Below are 15,861 nucleotides of genomic sequence, written 5' to 3'. Positions count from 1 at the left end.
CCGACAGCCCCGAGTGGACGACGGTGGCCCGCGACGTCACCGACCTCTCGATCGTGTCGGTGGAGCGGACCCGCCCGCTGGGCACCGTCACCGCGTACACCGGCGTCGTCGACGTGACCAACCAGGTCGTGGCCTACCAGCGCCGGCGGCTGGGCAGCGGCGAGGTGCTCGCGGAGTTCCCGCTCGACCTGCCCCCGCGTCAGCTGCGCACCCGGGCCGTCTGGTGGACCCTCGGCGACCGGGCGATCGAGCGCGCCGAGGTGGACGAGGTCGAGCTGCCGGGCGCGCTGCACGCGGCCGAGCACGCCGCGATCGGCATCCTCCCCTGCTCGCCACCTGCGACCGCTGGGACCTGGGCGGCCTCTCCACGGCCCTGCATCCCGACACCGGCGCGGCGACGATCTTCGTCTACGACGGGCATCCCGGCGGTGCCGGCTTCAGCGAGCGCGGGTTCGCCGTGCTGCGCCGCTGGCTGCAGGCGACCCGCGCGACCGTGGCCAGCTGCGAGTGCGAGAGCGGCTGCCCTCGTGCGTGCAGTCGCCCAAGTGCGGCAACGGCAACGACCCCTCGACAAGGCGGGCGCGGTCCGCGTCCTCGACGTCGTGCTCGACGAACTGGCCGCGCTCGAGGGCATGCCGGGGCGCGAGCGGGACCTCGGGGCGGGGTCCGTTGCCACCGAGGCCGACGCCGGGGGCCCGGGTCCATCCGAGACGGAGGCCGGGGACGACGAGGACGAGCTCGTCTTCTGAGTAGCTCCGGATCACGGGAACGGCCCGACCGGAACAGGACCGGCCCGGGCGCGGGCCGTGGCCGAGAAGGCACCGAGCCGGCCGAGTCGCACCGGCACGCTGACCGCCACGTCCACCACAGCGTCGGGCGACACGGTGCACGCGGTCAGCTCTGCGGCGTTCGCCGCGGCGAACCGCGCCGCGGTGCCGCAGGCATCGCCCCCTCGACTGCGCGCACCGCCGCCGCGAGGGCGGCGAGATCGGCCGCGGCGGTCGCGCGGTGCCGTGCGACGACCGCGGAACCGACGAGGACGGCGCCCATCCCGACGACGGCCACGACCGCGCCGGCCATCAGCACCCACACCGTCGCCGACCCCCTTCCCCGTCGCGCACCGGCCGTGTCACGGCAGGCTCCCCACTGGCTCGCGGAGCGCCACCGCCTCGGCGGACACCGTGATCCGCAGCGGCACCGGGCCCAGTGGGGCGATCGACGCCGTCACCGACACCCGGACCTCGTCCCCGCCGCTCCCGACCGTGGTGACGGCCCCGTCCGGGGCGGCCCGGCCGGCCAGCGCGACCACGGCTGCGGCGTCCTCGCCGCGCGCCGCAGCTCTGACCCCTCACGGGCGGCGTCGACGCAGCGCAGCTGCGCGCCGACCACGGTCACCGCGGCCACGACACCGGCCAGGACGAGGAGCAGCACCGGCAGCACGACCGCCGTCTCGGCGGTGACCATCCCGGCCTCCGCATGCCGTCGCAGAGCCGCGCGAGGTCGCATCGGTCAGGAGAGCGTGGCGAGGGCGGACTCGACGAGGTCGGTCAGGCCCGTGACGATCGAGCCGCCGGTGACCACCCGGTAGAGGACGGCGGCGAAGGCGCACGCCGCCACCGTGCCGACGGCGTACTCCGCCGTGCTCATCCCGTCCTCGCCGGTGGCACGCACAGCGGCCCACCGGCGGGCCAGGCGGCCGCGTGGTGGCACGGGCGTGGTTCCGGGGGACTCGACATCGGTCCGGTCCTCGACGGGGTGGGGGCTGCTCGTCACGGGGATCTCCTCGGCTCGGGGGCCCGTCGTCGGGCCATGCCCCGAGCCTTCCGGCGGTGGGGGCGTCATCCCAGGGCCGGCGCTGATCTGTGGATGGGCGCCCCGCCTGTGCACGGACGTCCTCGCCGCCCAGGGCCGAAGAGGGCTCTCAGCCCAGGAGGTCGCCCGCGAGGCCCAGCACCAGCGGCACCACGCCGAGGCACACGAACGCCGGGAGGAAGCAGAGGCCGAGGGGAGCGAGTACCCAGACTCCCGCCCGTCGGACGGCGGCCTCGGTGGCCGACCGGGCGGCCGAGCGCCCGTCGGCTGCCAGTGCCCGCAGGGCGGGCGCCGCGGCCGCCCCCGACTCCCCGCGCGGACCAGGACACGTCCGAGCGCCGCGAGCTCCGGCGGCGCATCCGCCCACGCCCGCCGCGGTTCGGCACCGAGGCGGCTGAGCGCGGCCACCGTTCCCAGGTGCCCGGCCAGTGGCTGCGGCACCGCAGCACCGACCGCGGCCAGGGCGGCACCGACCGGCACGCCGGCGGACAAGCAGACGCCCAGCAGGTCGCAGGCACCCGGGAGCTCGCGGGACAGGGCGAGCCGTTCGTCGGCCCGGGCGTCGGCAGCACGCAGGCACCGCTCCGCCACCACGCCCACGCCCAGGGCGATCCCGGCCCCAGGAGCCCGCCGACCAGCAGCCCCGCCGCGAGTCCCGCCCTCCGGCGAGAGCCCATCGCCGACGCGCCGACGGCGCCGCGGCGACGACGCCTGCCGCCTCCGGAGGCGTCCGGAGCGCCCGCGCCCGGACGGCCGCCAGCCTGGCCGAGGGAGACCACGCCAGCAGTGCCGCCGCGAGCGCCAGGAGCGCCGGCCCGTCCGCCGTCACCGGAGGACCCGCCGCACGAGCCGCCCGGACCAGGTGAGCCCGGTCAGCTCCAGCGCCACCCCGATCACCAGCAGCAGCTGCCCGGTGCCCGTCGTCGTCAGCACCCGCCAGGGATCGGCACCGACGCCGTTGCCCATGGCCAGGCCCAGCGCGGGGAGGGCGGCGAGCAGCGCCGCGCTCGCCCGCGGCCCTGCGGTGGCCGTCCTCAGCTCCTGCCCCATCCGCTGCCGCGCCCGGAGGTCGTCCTCCACCGCGGCCACGACGGCGGCGAGCGAGCACCCCGTCCGGGCGCTGAGCGTGACCGCAGCCGAGATCCGGTCGAATGCGTCGGCGAGCTCCCGGTCGGCTCCGGTCGGAGCGGGCACGCCGGGGGCCCGCAGCGCGCCGGCGAGGGCCGCGCCGCACTCCTCGTCGGCACAGGCGGCCACCGCAGCGTCGGTCGCGGCATCGAAGGAACGTCCGCTGCGCAGCTCTGCGCCGAGGGCACCCAGTCCTTCCGTCAGCGTGCGCAGCTGCTCCTCCGCCCGGCGGGCCCGCCGGCGGGCGTCCCAGGACCGGGCCGCCACGGCTCCGACCAGGCCCGAGAGACCGGCCACCAGGGGCGTGCTGATCAGGGCGGCGACCGCGGCCGCGGCGACACCTCCCGTGACCGGGAGAGGGAGCCGTGCGGGCACGACGCGGGCCGGCCCCCGGCGCGGCCGGTTCCCGGACCCGGCGTGCGCATCCGTGCGACGCGCACCGTCCGGGCGTCCGGCCAGAGGAGGACCGCGAGCGCGGCGGACAGCAGCGCCCCGGTCACGGTGCGCCCGCGGTCAGGAGGGTCCGCAACTGCCCGGCCGCGGGGACGTCGCCCCCGTCGTGCCGCCACCCCGGCTCGACCACGACGGCGCCCCGGACCGGCGCACCACGCCCACCTCGGTCACCCGGCGACCGGCCGGGGTCCGCCGCAGGTGCACCACGACGGCGAGTGCCGCGGCGGCCTGGCTGTGCACGGCGGCGCGGTCCAGCCCCGCGGCGACGCCCAGCGCCTCGAGCCGGGCGGGCACCTCGCGCGGGCGGTTGGCGTGCAGGGTGCCGCAGCCGCCGTCGTGGCCGGTGTTCAGCGCCGCGAGCAGGTCGGTCACCTCGGCGCCCCGGACCTCTCCCACGACCAGGCGGTCGGGGCGCATGCGCAGCGCCTGCCGCACCAGGTCGCGCAGCGTCACCGACCCGACCCCTCGACGTTGGGCGGGCGGGTGACCAGGCGGATGACGTGGGGATGCGCGGGGCGAGCTCGGCTGCGTCCTCGCACACCACGATCCGGTCGGCCGGCTCGGCGGCCCCGAGCAGCGCCGACAGCAGCGTCGTCTTCCCCGACCCCGTCCCCCGGTCACGAGGAAGGCCAGCCGTTGCGCCACGACCGCCCGCAGCAGCTCCAGGCTGTTCCCGGGCAGCGTCCCGAGAGCTGCGAGCTCGGCCAGCGAGTGGGTGGTGCGGCGCAGGACCCGCAGCGACAGGCAGGTGCCGCTGCCCGACACGGGCGGGAGGACGGCGTGCAGCCGGGTGCCGTCCCCGAGGCCCACGTCCACCCACGGCGAGGCGTCGTCCAGCCGGCGCCCGACCGTTGCCGCGAGCCGGACGGCGAGCCGGCGCACGGCGTCGTCGTCGGCGAACCGGACCGGGGTCAGCTCCAGGCCGTCCCCACGATCGAGCCAGACCTGATCGGGACCGTTGACGAGGACGTCGGTGACACCCGGGGTCCGCAGCAGCCCTTCCAGCGGGCCCGCCCCGGCCAGCTCGTCCACGGCCTCCCGCACGGCGTGCAGGACGTCGTCGTCGCCGAGCAGCCCACCCGCCTCCTCCCGGACGAGCGCGGCGACCCCGGCCCGGGAGGGCGGGCCGGGCACCAGCGCCAGCCGGGCGCGGACCCGGTCCAGCAGCACCGGGGCGCTCACCGCCGCACCAGCGGGGGTGGCAGGGCGCTGAGGATGCGCCGCGCCACCACCCCCAGCGGGGAACGGGCGGTCACCAGGGGTGGCTCGCCCCGCTCGCCGCGCGGCACGGCGCTGCGGTCGTGGACCAGCTCCGCGAGGACGGGCCGCCCGACCACGTCGGCCACCTCCGCACCGGACAACCCGCCGGGCACCTGACGGGTGACCACCTGGGCGCCGGACCACACCGAGTCGGGCGCCTCGACGAGCAGCCGGGCGGCCGTGGCCGCGCGGAGCCGGGACGGGACCACCAGCACCGCCAGATCGGCGTCGGCGGCGAGCGACAGCGTGGCCTCCCCGGCAGCCCGTGGTACGTCGACCACCACCGCGCAGCCGACGGCCCGGGCGGCGTCGACCACGGCCGCGAGGGCGTCGGCCGGGACGAGCTGCGGTGCCGACCGGGAAGCGGCGACCACCGAGACCCCGCCGACGTCGGGCAGGGCGGCCAGCAGGGCGTCGCCGGCCACGCGACCGCGCAGACCGGCCAGCTCGGGCCAACGCAGTCCGTCGGCCCGCTCGGCGCCCAGGAGCAGGTCCAGCCCCGCGCCCCAGGGATCGGCGTCCACCAGGGTCACCCCGGGGCGGCCACCAGCGCCACGGCCGTCGCGACCGTGCTCGCGCCGGCGCCACCGCAGGACCCACCGACGACGACCAGCCGGCCCCGCTCGACCGGGGCCTGCACCGCGGCCGCGCACCGGGCGAGCAGCCACGACTCGTCGTCGGGGAACACCGCCACCCGCTCCGCGCCGATCTCCACCGCCGCTGCCCAGCCGGCCGCCGTCAGCTCTCCGCCCGGGGCCACCACGACGACCCCGGGGCGGCGCGGGAGGGCGCGGAGCGCGCCGGCGGGGAGTGCGTCGGCGCCGACGAGCACCAGCGGCGCCTGCCGGTGGGCCCGCCGCAGCGCCGGCCCGCCCGTGGCCAGCTCGGGCTCGGCCCCGCGGTGGCCAGCAGCCGCAGCAGGTCGTCGAGGAGGGCGTCGTCGGTGCTGACGACGAGCGGTCTGGCCGGCGGGCGGGTAGTGGACACCTCCCGACCTCACGCCGGAATGGGCAGACAGTGCCAGATCGGGACGGGAACTGTGGATGACCCGAACGGGTGTGGACGGCGCGCGGGGTCCGCCGCTGTCACCCGGTCCACTTAGAGTCGTGCCTTGTGACCCGCGCAGCGGCGTTCTTCGACCTGGACAAGACGGTCATCGCCAAGTCCAGCACCCTGGCGTTCGGCCGGCCGTTCTTCAACGGTGGGCTGATCAACCGCCGCGCCGTGCTGAAGACCGCCTACGCGCAGCTGGTCTTCTCCTCGCCGGCGCCGACGCCCAGCAGATGGAGCGCCTGCGCGCGCAGCTCACGGCCATGGTGACCGGCTGGGACGCCGCCACCGTGCACGACATCGTCCGGGAGACCCTGCACGAGATCGTCGACCCGCTCGTCTACGCCGAGGCCGCCGACCTGATCGAGGAACACCGGGCCGCGGGTCGCGAGATCGTGATCGTCTCGAGCAGCGGCGCGGAGATGGTCGAACCGATCGGCGAGATGCTCGGCGTCGACCAGGTGGTCGCCACCCGGATGGTCACCGAGGACGGCCGCTACACCGGGGAGATCTCGTTCTACGCCTACGGCGAGAACAAGGCGGCCGCGATGCGCGAGGTGGCCGCCGCGGGCGGCTACGACCTCGCCGACTGCTATGCCTACAGCGACTCCATCACCGACCTGCCGATGTTGTCGGCCGTCGGGCACCCCACGGCGGTCAACCCCGACCGCGGGCTCCGCAAGGCGGCCCTGGAGCGCGGTTGGCCGGTCCTGCAGTTCACGCGTCCGGTCAGCATGAAGGCGCGGTTCTCCGCTCCCCGGCGCCGGTGGTCACCGGTGCGGCGGTGGGCGTCGGCGCGGCCGTCGTGGGGCTGGCCTGGTACGCGCGGCACCGGGCGCTGCGGGCCGGTCTGCTCGCCGTCGACGAGCCCGGTCCGCTGACCGGCCGCCGGCGCCGCCGCGGGGCCTGAGGACCGGGCGCCGCACCGTTCCCGGCGGGGCGCCTGTTCCGTCTCCGCGCGGTGGGCCATCCTGCCGACGTGCTCACCGTGGTCCTCGCCTGGCTGGCCGTCCTGGCCGTCTCCGTGGCTGCGGTGGTGTTCGGCCAGGCCACCCGTGCCGCACCCCGGCGCTCCCGCCGGTCACCGGTCGGCCGGATCGGATTGTTCCTCTCGCTGTCCGGGCCGTGGCTGTCGGTCCTGGGTGCCGCGATCGCCGGCGTCGTCACCGGCGCCTGGCTGGCTGCTGCAGCGGCCGGAGCCGGTGGTGTGGCGCTCACCGCCCTCGTCGGGTACGCCCTCTCCGCCCGCTGACCGCCGTCCCCGGCCGACCGGCGAGGTCCGCTCAGCGGCCGACCCGTTCCCGCACCCGGTCGACGAGGGTCCGGGCGGCCGAGACCGGCGCGAAGGCGCGCGCCGCGGCAGTGAGGGCGGCCTGCTCGTCGGGACGCAGCGAGATGCCCGCGGCAGCCGCGTTCGACTCGAGCTGCGCCACGCTGGAGGCCCCCGGGATCACCACGACCCGCGGCAGCCCGATCAGCCAGGCGAGCGCGATCTGCGCGGGCGTCGCGGCATGGGCGTCGGCCACCTCGCGCACCAGCTCCAGCAGCGGCGCCACCCGGCGCAGGTTCTCGGTGCCGAACAGCGGGTTGACCGCCCGCACGCCCCCGGGACGGTGGTCCACGGAGTACCGGCCGCCGAGCAGCCCCTGGGCGAGCGGGCTGTAGGCGATGACCAGCCGGCCCTCCCGCCCGGCGAAGGGCACCTGGTCGTCGAGCGGCCCGGCGTGGGCGAGGGAGAACTGGACCTGGTTGCTGATCACCGGCGCACCGAGCGCCGCGTCCGCTGCCTGCCAGCGGTCCAGCGAGTAGTTCGAGACGCCCGCGGCACCGATCCCGCCCTCGGCCAGGAGCCGCTGGAACGCGGGCATGATGACCGAGTCCGGGACGACCGGGTTGGGTTGGTGGACCTGGTACAGCGGGATGCGGCTGAGCCCCAGCCTCCGGGCGCTGCCGGACCAGCGCTGCCGCACCAGCGGGGGAACGGCGCGACCGGGAACACCTTGCTGGCGACGACGACCTCGTCCCGCTCGTGCCCCAGCGCCGCGCCGAGGATCCGCTCGCTGCGCCCGAAGCCGTAGATCTCGGCGGTGTCGAACAGGGTGATGCCCAGCTCCCGGGCCCGCCGGACGATCTCCAGAGCGGCGCGGTCGGCGTAGCTGTCGCCGTAGCCCCACTCGCGGGAACCGAACTGCCACGTGCCCAGGCCGATGCGGCTGACCGGTCCGAGCCCGTCGACCTCGAGGTAGTCCATGCCGACAGTCTTCGGGTCCGCCCCGGCTCCCGCAGGTCAGCCGCGGAGCAGGCTCTCGCAGATCGCCAGGCCTTCGAGCGCGCCGTGCTCGGTGGCCCGGCAGCAGTGCACGAGCCAGCCGGCCACACCGGCCTCCGTCCCCGACGCGTACCCGGCGAGGGCCCGGTCGTAGGCCGCCCGGCCCAGCTCGGCGAACCCGACCTCGGGCACCGACACCGCCTTCGGGTCGAGCCCGCGGGCGATGCCGGTGAGCCGTCCTGCGCCCCGCGCCACGATCCCGTCGGAGACGCCGAACGGCGCGAGCGCGGCCAACTCGCCGTGCACCAGGGCGGCGACGAGAACGGCCGGAGCGGTCGTCGCGCCGGTGATGAGGGCGAACAGGCCGGACAGGCGGGGCCCGGCGTGCGGGGCCGGCCGACCGAGAGCGGCGTCGTCCGCGAGATCGGCCGCGGCGAGGACGTGCAGGCGGGCGAGCACCTGCCCGGGCGCCCGCGGCCACGTCTCCACCATGGAGCCGAGGCCGGCGGAGACCCGGAGCGCCCCGAGCACCACCGGATCGGTGACCTCGCCGGACCGCAGGTCGGCCAGCGGCACGTCGGCCCCTCCAGCGCAGCCGAGGCCCGCGCTCCGCGGAGCGCGGACTCGGTGCTGACCCCGGCGGATTCGCGCCGCAGCACCTTGTGGCGGAGCAACCGGTCGATGCCGGCGCGGGCGCCGTCCGACGCCTCGCGCACCCCCGGCAGCTCGAGCAGCGGGGCCAGCGGGTCGGGTGCGGACGGGCGGGGTGCGGCGGGCGCGGCGCCGGGGCGGACAGGGATGCTCACGGGGACAACGGTACGAGGCGGCGGTGCGCCACCGGCACGGCCCTCGCCTACTCTCCCCTGCCATGTCCCGACCTCTCACGCTGCTGCTCGTCCGTCACGGACAGAGCGAGTGGAACGCCGCGGGGCTGATGCAGGGCCAGACGCCGCACGTCCCGCTCACCCCGACCGGGCACGCCCAGGCCGACGCCGCGGCCGTCGAGCTGGCCCGCCTGTCCCCCGGCGCCCTCCTCTCCAGCGACCTGCTGCGTGCCGTGCAGACGGCCGAGCGCTGCGCCGCGGCGACCGGCCTGCCGATCACGACCACCCCGGCCCTGCGCGAGCAGGGCTACGGCGAGCTGGAGGGCCGGCCCTCCCGCGAGCTGTGGGACGTCGTCGACTGGACCGATCCGCACTGGTCGGCACCCGGCGGCGAGAGCCTGGCCGAGCTGCACGGGCGGGTGGCGGCGTTCCTCAAGGACCTTGCCGCCGAACCGCCCGCCGACGTCATCGCGCTCGTCACGCACGGCGACACCATCCGGGCGGCCCAGGCGGTGGTGGCCGGCCTCGGACCCGACGCCATGCCGGTGGTGACACCGCACAACGGCACGATCACGCGGCTGGAGCTCATCGCGTGAACGCGGCCCGATGAGGTTCACCGGTCCGCTGGAGTCCGCCGCGCTGCTCACCGTCCTCCCGGTCCCCGCGCGCGCCGCGTCCGCCACGCGGGGCGTGCTGCCCTGGGCGCCGCTGGTCGGGCTGGTGCTCGGCGGCGTCGCGACGGCGGTGGCGGTCCTGGGCGACCGGTACGTCTCCCCTGGCCGGGGCGGTGCTCGCGGTCGCCGTGCTGGCGGTGCTCACGCGCGGTCTGCACCTGGACGGACTGGCCGACACCGCGGACGGTCTGGGGCCGCTGCGCGGCCGGGAGCGTGCGCTCCAGGTGATGCACCAGAGCGACATCGGGCCCTTCGGCGTGATCACGCTGGTGCTGATCATGCTGCTGCAGGTCGCCTCCCTGGCGGCTCTCCTCGAGAAGCCGCAGGGCTGGCTCGCGCTCTGGACGGCGGTCGTCGTCGCGCGGGTGGCTATGGCGCGGGCGGGCCTGCCCGGCGTAGCCACGGCGGAGGGATCGGCGCTGGGTGCCCTGGTGGCGGGCACCGTCTCGCGGTCGTGGTTCGGGGGTTGGATCGTCGTCGTGCTCGCCCTCGTGGCGACCGCTACGGCTCCCGACCTGGGACCGGCCGCACGCCTGGCGGTCAGCGCTCTGGGCGGGCTGCTCGCCGCGGAGCTGCTGTACCGCCGGGCCCGGCGGCGGATCGGGGGCGTGACCGGCGACGTGATGGGCGCGATGGGAGAGGTCGCGGCCGCGGCCACCCTGCTGGTGGCCGCGACCGCGCTCTAGGTCAGCGCCGGCGGAGGACCCCTGGACCAGACGCCCGATGCCACCGGCCGAGGCGGGTGCCCCGGCGCGCCCCTGCCGGTTCCACGGCCGAGCCCGCGGCCGGCGGCGGGGCGGCCCATGCCGCGCGCCGGGCGCGCCGTCCCACGGCCGCCACGAGCGGCCCCACGGGCGGCGCTCTCTGCAGTTCCCATCAATCGTCCGAGGATGCTCATGCAGCCAGTGGTTCCCGGAACGGCGCCGGACGATTCGGGTTGAACCGTCCGGCACCCGGCAGGCGCGGCGTGGCGTCACTCGCTGCCGCGCCGACCTGGACGGTGTGGCAGATCGGGCCGCCCGAGTCGCCGCGGCGGCGTGACGTGGATAGCTTTCGCCCAACATCCACGGCTCCCCGGGAGATGCCCGTGTCCTCATCCATCCTCGTGGGGCTCGACGGCAGCGAGGCGAGCGCGCGCGCCGCGGACGCCGGTGCCGAAGCCGCCCGCCGGCACGACCTGACGCTCGTCCTGGCGTGCGTGGTGCCATGGTCGCCCTACGCCGTCACCACGAACGAGGACAACGAGCGCCGTTCGATCGACAAGGCCCGGGAGGTGGCGGCGGCGCACGAACGGGTGCTGGATCCCGTCCTCGCCCGGCTCTCGGCCACCGGGGACATCACCGTCGAGGGCGTCGTGCGGCACGGCCATCCCGCCGAGACGCTGGTCGGCCTCGCCCGCGAGCACGACGCCGCCTGGATCACCGTCGGCCGGGTGGGACAGAGCCGGGTGCGCACCCTGCTGTTCGGGTCCACCCCGGCAGCCTCATCCAGCTGTCCCCGGTGCCCGTCCTCGTGGTGCCGTGATGGCCGCGGCACCGGACACCGTGCTCGCCGCCACCTTCGACGAGCAGGTCGACAGCTTCTTCGCCCCCGTCTCCGAGGTCATCGTCTCGATCGTCTTCTTCGCGGTGCCGCTGGACTTCATCGACGAGGGCGTCGAGCTCCCGTTGATCGTCGTCTGGCTGGTCATCGCCGGTTTCTTCTTCACGATCTACCTGCGCGGCTTCCAGTTCCGGGCGTTCACGCACGCGATCCAGCTGATCCGGGGCCGCTACGACAACCCCAAGGACGCCGGCGAGGTCACTCACTTCCAGGCGCTGGCCACCGCGGTCTCCGGGACCGTCGGCCTCGGCAACATCGCCGGCGTCGCCGTGGCCATCTCCTGGGCGGGCCCGGCGCGACGCTCTGGATGATCATCGCCGGGCTGGTCGGCATGTGCACCAAGGGCGTGGAGTGCACGCTCGGCGTCAAGTACCGCAACGTCTACCCCGACGGCCGGGTCTCCGGCGGGCCGATGTGGTACCTCAGCCGCGGCCTGGCGGAGAAGGGCATGGGCACGCTCGGCAAGGTCCTCGCCGTCCTGTTCTGCATCTTCACCCTCGGCGGGGCCGTCGGCGGCGGCAACATGTTCCAGGCCAACCAGGCCTTCAGCCAGGCCCAGTCGGTGACCGGCGGGGACGACGGCCCGCTCGGTGGCGGCGCCGCCGGCGCCATCTTCGGCCTGGTGCTGGCGATCCTCGTCGGCGCGGTCATCATCGGCGGCATCCGCAGCATCGCCCGGGTGACCGACAAGCTGGTCCCGTTCATGGCGGTCTTCTACGTGATCGCCTGCCTCGCGGTGCTCTTCGCCAACTTCTCCGAGATCCCCGACGCGCTGTGGGCGATCGTCTCCCAGGCCTTCTCCCCGAAGCCGGGTTCGGCGGCATCGTCGGCGTCCTCATCCAGGGCTTCCGCCGGGCCGCCTTCAGCAACGAGGCCGGCCTCGGCTCGGCGGCGATCGCGCACTCGGCGGTCAAGACCAACGAGCCGGCGACGGAGGGCCACGTCGCCGTCCTCGAGCCCTTCGTCGACACGGTGGTCATCTGCACCATGACCGCGCTGGCCATCGTCATCACCGGCACGTGGGCCGACGACACCAGCGCGCCGGGCGTGCAGACGACGTCCGCCGCGTTCGAGACGGTCGTCGGCTGGTTCCCGATCGTGCTGGCCGTGGCGGTGATCCTCTTCGCCTACTCCACGATGCTGGCCTGGAGCTACTACGGGCTGAAGGCGGCGACCTACCTCTTCGGCGAGTCCATGCTGGTCGACCGCACCTGGAAGTTCGTCTTCTGCGTGTTCGTCGTCATCGGCGCCTCCTCGGCGCTGGACGCGGTCATCGGCTTCTCCGACAGCATGATCTTCCTGATGGCGCTGCCCAACATCCTCGGGCTCTACCTCATGGCCGGGGTGGTCAAGCGGGAGATCAACGGCTACCGGAGCCGGCTCGAGAGCGGGGAGATCCTGCCCGTGGCCGAGCGAGAGGGCTGAACCCGCCGCCCGGCACGGCTCGCTCCGCTCCGGTTCACTCCGCGCCGAGCGCGTCGGCCACGCGGTGGTGGGGCACGGCTTCGACCCCGCGGCTCTGCCGCTCCAGCGTCCGCGCCAGCGCCCGCCGCGCCCACCCGTTGGCCGGGGCCAGGTGGACCAGCCGGGTGAGGGCGTCCTCGGACCTCGCCAGCTGGGCCGAGCCGAAGTAGGCGCGCGCGAGCAGCTCGAGGGCGGCCTCGTTGGTGGGCTCGGCTACGACGACGCGCTCGAGGATGCGGGCCGCCTCGGCGGGCCGGCCCATCGCGAGGAACAGGTCCGCGCGCAGGAACTCGGAGTGCAGGTCAACAGAGTTCAGGTCAACAGAGTTCAGGTCAACAGAGTGCAGGTCGATCTCGTCCGGCTGGTGCGTCACGCCCCGGACAACCACCGGACGCACCGCGCCCTTCCCGCCTGCATCCGGACGCCCTCCCGAGGCTGAAGACCGGGTACCACCCGCTCTGCCGAGGAGTTCCGATGCAGCTGCGCCACTCGCCCCGCTCCCGCCCTGCCGACGGCGCGTCGCCCGACCCCTGGGTCTACCGGGTCCAGCGGGTCGGGGCCCTCGCCGTCGCAGCGGTGATCGGCGTGTTCGGCGTGCTCGGTTTCGCTGGCGGGCTCGACTTCTTCTCGACCGACGGCTCCCCGTCCTCGGCATGTCCTCGAACGGCCTGCTGTCGACCATCTCGGTGCTGACGGCGCTGGTGCTCGTCGGCACCGCGCTGCGGGGGCCGCGGGTCGCCTCGACCGCGATGATCGTCGTCGGCGCGCTGTTCCTGCTCTCCGCCCTCGCGAACCTCGCGGCACTGCGGACCTCGTTCAACGTGCTGGCCTTCGAGATGGAGAACGTGGCCTTCTCCGTCGGAGCGGGCCTGATCCTCCTGCTGCTGGGCGCGTACGGGCGGGTGAGCGGCAACCTCCCCGCCGACAGCCCCTACGCCCGCCCCACCACCGACGACGTCGACCCGCCCGAGTCGTTCCCGTCCACCCCGGCCGAGGTCGCGGCCGAGCGGGCGATGCGCGAGGCCGAGATCGCCGTCGTCAACCACGTGGCGACGCCGGAGCAGCGTCGCCGGGTGGCCGCCATGGCCGAGGTGCGCAGCCGGGGAGACCGGCGCCGGGTCTGGATGGAGCTCGACGCGCTCCCTCCTGACCGGGCTCGGTCCTCCTCGGGCTCGGTCCTCCTCGGGTTCAGTCCTCCTCGCGCTCGGGCAGCCGCGCTCCGGGGCCAGCTCGCTGCCGGCGTCCACCCGCGAACGCCGCCCGACCAGGGTGACCTCGCCGTCACCGCCCACGACCGCGCGCTCCCCGACCTCGACCGCGTCGTCGAGGACGGCGCGCACCACGCGGGCGCCGGCCCGCACCCGCACGCCGGGCAGCAGCACCGAGTCGACGACGGTGGCCCCTTCTCGACCTCGACCCCGGGCGACAGCACCGAACCCCGGACCTCGCCCGCGACGCGGGTCCCGCCGGAGACCAGGCTCTCCTCGACCACGGCGCCCGGCAGGACGCGGGCGGCGCTGCGCCGGCCGCCCCGGGTGTGCAGCGGCCAGGCCGGGTCGTCCAGGTCGATCGGGGGCTCCGCGTCGAGGAAGTCGCGGTGGGCCTGCCAGTAGGCCGGCACGGTGCCCACGTCGCGCCAGTACCCCTGGAGCGGGTGGGCGCGGGCGAGGCCGTCCCGCGTCTGGGCCGGGAGCAGGTGGCTGCCGAGGTCCTCGAGCTCGTCCTCCCCCAGCTCGTCGTTCAGCGCGTCCAGCCGGTCGAGCGTGGCGCCCGGGGTGAACACGAAGACCTCGTTGGTGGCGGTGGTCGTGGCCGGCTGGTCGGGCTTGTACGCGTAGTCCGTCACCCGCTCGCCGTCGACCTGCACGATCCCGTAGCGCGCGGCGTCGTCGGCCTCGACCTCGGTGGTCACCATCGTCACCTCCGCGCCGGACCCGAGGTGGGACTCGACCACGTCCCGGTAGTCCAGCTTGTAGACCGCGTCGGAGCTGACGACGACGAGCGCGTCAGCGGCGTGCTCGCGGATCAGGTCCGCCTGGCGCCAGAGCAGGTTGGCCGTGCCGCTGACCCAGCCGCCCCGGTCGGTGCCCTGGAACGGCGGCAGCATCAGCAGCCCCCGGTGTTCCGGTCCAGGTCCCACGGCCGGCCGTTGGCGAGGTGGTGCGACAGCGACGTCGGGTGGTACTGGACCGAGACCCAGACGTCGTCGATCGTCGAGTGCTGGCAGTTGCTGAGCGGGAAGTCGATCAGCCGGTAGACCCCGGCGAAGGGAACGGCCGGCTTCGCGCGCTGCTCGGTGAGCAGCTCCAGGCGGCCGCCCGCGCCGCCGGCCAGCACGAGGACCAGGATGCGCGGGAGGGCCATGGCCGCCCCGTACCCCGCAGCGGGCCCGCCACGCCCGGCCCCGACACGCGGAGGCGGGAATCGTCGGCCCGGCGCGTGGCTTGCTGCGTGTCGTGCCCGACTCCCGCCGTCTGCCGCGGACCGCCGCCTTCTGGTCGGTCGCCGTCCTGCTGGTGCTCATGCTCGCCGCGTCGGGGGTGCCTTCCCGCTCTACCGCGTGTACCAGGAGCAGTTCGGCTTCGGCTCCGGCGTGCTGACGGCGGTCTTCGGTATCTACGCCTTCGCGCTGCTCGCCTCGCTGCTGGTCGTGGGCGGCCTGTCCGACCACCTGGGGCGGCGGCCGGTGCTCGTCGTCGCGTTCCTGCTCGAGGCCGCCGCCATGGCGCTGTTCCTGTTCGCCGACGGGGTCGGCTGGCTGCTGGCCGCGCGCGTGGTCCAGGGCCTGGCGACCGGGGCGCTCACCAGCACGCTGGGGGCGTCGCTGCTGGACCTGCAGCGCCCGGACCGGCCGCTCGGGGCGTTCCTCAACAGCGCTTCACCCGGCCTGGGGCTGTCCATCGGGGCGGTGGGTGCCGGTCTCCTGCTCCAGTTCGTCCCGTCGCCGACGGACTGGGTGTTCGGCGCCCTGACCCTCGTGTTCCTGCTCGCCTCCCTGGGCACCCACCTGCTGCCGGAGAGCTCGCCGCGAACGCCCGGCGCCCTCGCGTCGCTGCGTCCCCAGGTGCACGTGCCCCCGGCGCACCGCCGCGCGTTCGTCGTCGCCCTGCCGCTCCTGGTCGCGTTCTGGGCGGTCGGCGGGTTGTACCTGTCCCTCGGCCCGTCACTGCTCGCCGACGTGTTCGGCGTCGACAACCACCTGGCCGGTGGCCTGCTGATCCTGGCGATGCAGGGCAACGGCGTCGTGGGCTCGCTGGCCCTACGGACCTCGCCGCCCGAGCGCGCGATGCTGATCGGCGCCCTGACCTTCACGGCCGGCGTAGCG

The 15,861-nt window shown here is 75.6% G+C and carries 16 protein-coding genes and 9 pseudogenes; 11 read left to right on the top strand and 14 right to left on the bottom strand.

The features are described 5' to 3' along the window. Positions 1–13: 13 nt before the first annotated feature. A pseudogene (locus U6N30_RS01410) lies at positions 14–469 on the top strand (Zn-binding domain-containing protein); the annotation flags it as partial. Positions 470–894: 425 nt separating this feature from the next. On the opposite strand, the gene U6N30_RS01405 reads toward U6N30_RS01410, so the two are convergent. From U6N30_RS01405 to U6N30_RS01365, 9 genes and pseudogenes are all read right to left on the bottom strand, one after another. Further along, positions 895–1,092 carry a pilus assembly protein TadG-related protein gene (locus tag U6N30_RS01405; RefSeq protein ID WP_324275846.1) on the bottom strand — a complete coding sequence of 66 codons (198 nt, stop codon included), beginning with the start codon at positions 1,090–1,092 and terminating at the stop codon, positions 895–897. Between the two features lie 37 nt (positions 1,093–1,129). After that, a pseudogene (locus U6N30_RS01400) lies at positions 1,130–1,464 on the bottom strand (TadE family type IV pilus minor pilin). A gap of 45 nt (positions 1,465–1,509) precedes the next feature. After that, positions 1,510–1,773, bottom strand: a complete 264-nt coding sequence (locus U6N30_RS01395; protein WP_324278119.1) for a DUF4244 domain-containing protein — start codon at positions 1,771–1,773, stop codon at positions 1,510–1,512. 148 nt (positions 1,774–1,921) lie between these two features. Next, positions 1,922–2,179 carry a hypothetical protein gene (locus tag U6N30_RS01390; protein ID WP_324278641.1) on the bottom strand — a complete coding sequence of 86 codons (258 nt, stop codon included), beginning with the start codon at positions 2,177–2,179 and terminating at the stop codon, positions 1,922–1,924. Then, positions 2,173–2,292 (bottom strand): annotated as a pseudogene (locus U6N30_RS01385) (type II secretion system F family protein); the annotation flags it as partial. The pseudogene U6N30_RS01385 and the gene U6N30_RS01390, both read right to left, overlap by 7 nt. A gap of 345 nt (positions 2,293–2,637) precedes the next feature. Beyond that, the gene (locus U6N30_RS01380) at positions 2,638–3,315 is read right to left on the bottom strand and encodes a type II secretion system F family protein (RefSeq protein WP_324275845.1); all 678 of its coding nucleotides are present in this window, start codon (positions 3,313–3,315) and stop codon (positions 2,638–2,640) included. Between the two features lie 138 nt (positions 3,316–3,453). Further along, positions 3,454–4,575: an ATPase, T2SS/T4P/T4SS family gene (locus U6N30_RS01375; RefSeq protein ID WP_324275844.1), complete on the bottom strand. Its 1,122-nt coding sequence runs from the start codon at positions 4,573–4,575 to the stop codon at positions 3,454–3,456. Then, positions 4,572–5,186 carry a CpaE-like family protein gene (locus tag U6N30_RS01370; protein WP_324275843.1) on the bottom strand — a complete coding sequence of 205 codons (615 nt, stop codon included), beginning with the start codon at positions 5,184–5,186 and terminating at the stop codon, positions 4,572–4,574. Before U6N30_RS01370 ends, U6N30_RS01375 begins: the two co-directional genes overlap by 4 nt. Then, positions 5,183–5,653, bottom strand: coding sequence for a CpaE-like family protein (locus U6N30_RS01365; RefSeq protein WP_324275842.1), 471 nt, complete (start codon positions 5,651–5,653; stop codon positions 5,183–5,185). The genes U6N30_RS01370 and U6N30_RS01365 overlap by 4 nt, the downstream gene beginning before the upstream one ends. Positions 5,654–5,696: 43 nt before the next feature. Between U6N30_RS01365 and U6N30_RS01360 the strand changes: the two genes are divergently transcribed. Both U6N30_RS01360 and U6N30_RS01355 read left to right on the top strand, forming a co-directional pair. Further along, positions 5,697–6,584, top strand: coding sequence for an HAD family hydrolase (locus U6N30_RS01360; protein WP_324275841.1), 888 nt, complete (start codon positions 5,697–5,699; stop codon positions 6,582–6,584). Between the two features lie 80 nt (positions 6,585–6,664). Further along, on the top strand, positions 6,665–6,955 hold the full coding sequence (locus tag U6N30_RS01355; RefSeq protein WP_324275840.1) for a hypothetical protein: 291 nt from the start codon (positions 6,665–6,667) through the stop codon (positions 6,953–6,955). Between the two features lie 31 nt (positions 6,956–6,986). Here U6N30_RS01355 and U6N30_RS01350 read toward each other — a convergent pair. Both U6N30_RS01350 and U6N30_RS01345 read right to left on the bottom strand, forming a co-directional pair. Beyond that, positions 6,987–7,954 (bottom strand): annotated as a pseudogene (locus U6N30_RS01350) (aldo/keto reductase). A 36-nt stretch (positions 7,955–7,990) separates the two neighbouring features. Continuing rightward, positions 7,991–8,548, bottom strand: a complete 558-nt coding sequence (locus U6N30_RS01345; RefSeq protein ID WP_324275839.1) for a Fic family protein — start codon at positions 8,546–8,548, stop codon at positions 7,991–7,993. A gap of 292 nt (positions 8,549–8,840) precedes the next feature. Here U6N30_RS01345 and U6N30_RS01340 point away from each other — a divergent pair, with 292 nt between their 5' ends. The 4 genes and pseudogenes from U6N30_RS01340 to U6N30_RS33065 all read left to right on the top strand — a co-directional run bounded on the left by U6N30_RS01340 (position 8,841) and on the right by U6N30_RS33065 (position 12,497). Next, a complete protein-coding gene (locus U6N30_RS01340; RefSeq protein ID WP_324275838.1) occupies positions 8,841–9,392 on the top strand; it encodes a histidine phosphatase family protein in 552 nt (183 codons plus the stop codon). A gap of 191 nt (positions 9,393–9,583) precedes the next feature. Continuing rightward, entirely contained in the window at positions 9,584–10,156 is a 573-nt protein-coding gene (locus U6N30_RS01335; RefSeq protein WP_324275837.1) for an adenosylcobinamide-GDP ribazoletransferase, read from the top strand. Between the two features lie 395 nt (positions 10,157–10,551). Continuing rightward, positions 10,552–10,887 (top strand): annotated as a pseudogene (locus tag U6N30_RS33070) (universal stress protein); the annotation flags it as partial. A gap of 106 nt (positions 10,888–10,993) precedes the next feature. Then, positions 10,994–12,497: pseudogene (locus U6N30_RS33065) on the top strand (alanine/glycine:cation symporter family protein). Positions 12,498–12,531: 34 nt separating this feature from the next. Here U6N30_RS33065 and U6N30_RS01310 read toward each other — a convergent pair. Next, positions 12,532–12,909, bottom strand: coding sequence for a tetratricopeptide repeat protein (locus U6N30_RS01310; RefSeq protein WP_324275833.1), 378 nt, complete (start codon positions 12,907–12,909; stop codon positions 12,532–12,534). A gap of 101 nt (positions 12,910–13,010) precedes the next feature. Here U6N30_RS01310 and U6N30_RS01305 point away from each other — a divergent pair, with 101 nt between their 5' ends. Together U6N30_RS01305 and U6N30_RS01300 are read left to right on the top strand one after the other, a co-directional pair. Beyond that, positions 13,011–13,229 carry a hypothetical protein gene (locus U6N30_RS01305; protein WP_324275832.1) on the top strand — a complete coding sequence of 73 codons (219 nt, stop codon included), beginning with the start codon at positions 13,011–13,013 and terminating at the stop codon, positions 13,227–13,229. After that, positions 13,190–13,369: pseudogene (locus U6N30_RS01300) on the top strand (DUF4383 domain-containing protein); the annotation flags it as partial. The gene U6N30_RS01305 and the pseudogene U6N30_RS01300, both read left to right, overlap by 40 nt. An 812-nt stretch (positions 13,370–14,181) precedes the next feature. On the opposite strand, the pseudogene U6N30_RS35230 reads toward U6N30_RS01300, so the two are convergent. Together U6N30_RS35230 and U6N30_RS01290 are read right to left on the bottom strand one after the other, a co-directional pair. Beyond that, positions 14,182–14,643 (bottom strand): annotated as a pseudogene (locus U6N30_RS35230) (sugar phosphate nucleotidyltransferase); the annotation flags it as partial. Then, a complete protein-coding gene (locus U6N30_RS01290) occupies positions 14,643–14,900 on the bottom strand; it encodes a sugar phosphate nucleotidyltransferase (RefSeq protein ID WP_324275830.1) in 258 nt (85 codons plus the stop codon). The pseudogene U6N30_RS35230 and the gene U6N30_RS01290, both read right to left, overlap by 1 nt. Before the next feature lie 92 nt (positions 14,901–14,992). Between U6N30_RS01290 and U6N30_RS01285 the strand changes: the two genes are divergently transcribed. Beyond that, positions 14,993–15,136, top strand: coding sequence for a hypothetical protein (locus tag U6N30_RS01285; RefSeq protein WP_324278640.1), 144 nt, complete (start codon positions 14,993–14,995; stop codon positions 15,134–15,136). Beyond that, positions 15,097–15,813 (top strand): annotated as a pseudogene (locus U6N30_RS01280) (MFS transporter); the annotation flags it as partial. The gene U6N30_RS01285 and the pseudogene U6N30_RS01280, both read left to right, overlap by 40 nt. Between the last annotated feature and the right edge of the window lie 48 nt (positions 15,814–15,861).

This window comes from Blastococcus brunescens (assembly GCF_035320885.1).
Taxonomy (GTDB): domain Bacteria; phylum Actinomycetota; class Actinomycetes; order Mycobacteriales; family Geodermatophilaceae; genus Blastococcus_B; species Blastococcus_B brunescens.
This window is presented reverse-complemented; position numbering and strand designations above follow the sequence as displayed.

What these genes read in the sequence shown, in the direction of transcription:
- U6N30_RS01360 (WP_324275841.1), top strand. Translation starts at nt 5,697, where the DNA reads ATGACCCGAACGGGTGTGGACGGCGCGCGGGGTCCGCCGCTGTCACCC.
- U6N30_RS01340 (WP_324275838.1), top strand. Translation starts at nt 8,841, where the DNA reads ATGTCCCGACCTCTCACGCTGCTGCTCGTCCGTCACGGACAGAGCGAG.
- U6N30_RS01305 (WP_324275832.1), top strand. Translation starts at nt 13,011, where the DNA reads ATGCAGCTGCGCCACTCGCCCCGCTCCCGCCCTGCCGACGGCGCGTCG.
- U6N30_RS01290 (WP_324275830.1), bottom strand. Translation starts at nt 14,900, where the DNA reads ATGGCCCTCCCGCGCATCCTGGTCCTCGTGCTGGCCGGCGGCGCGGGC.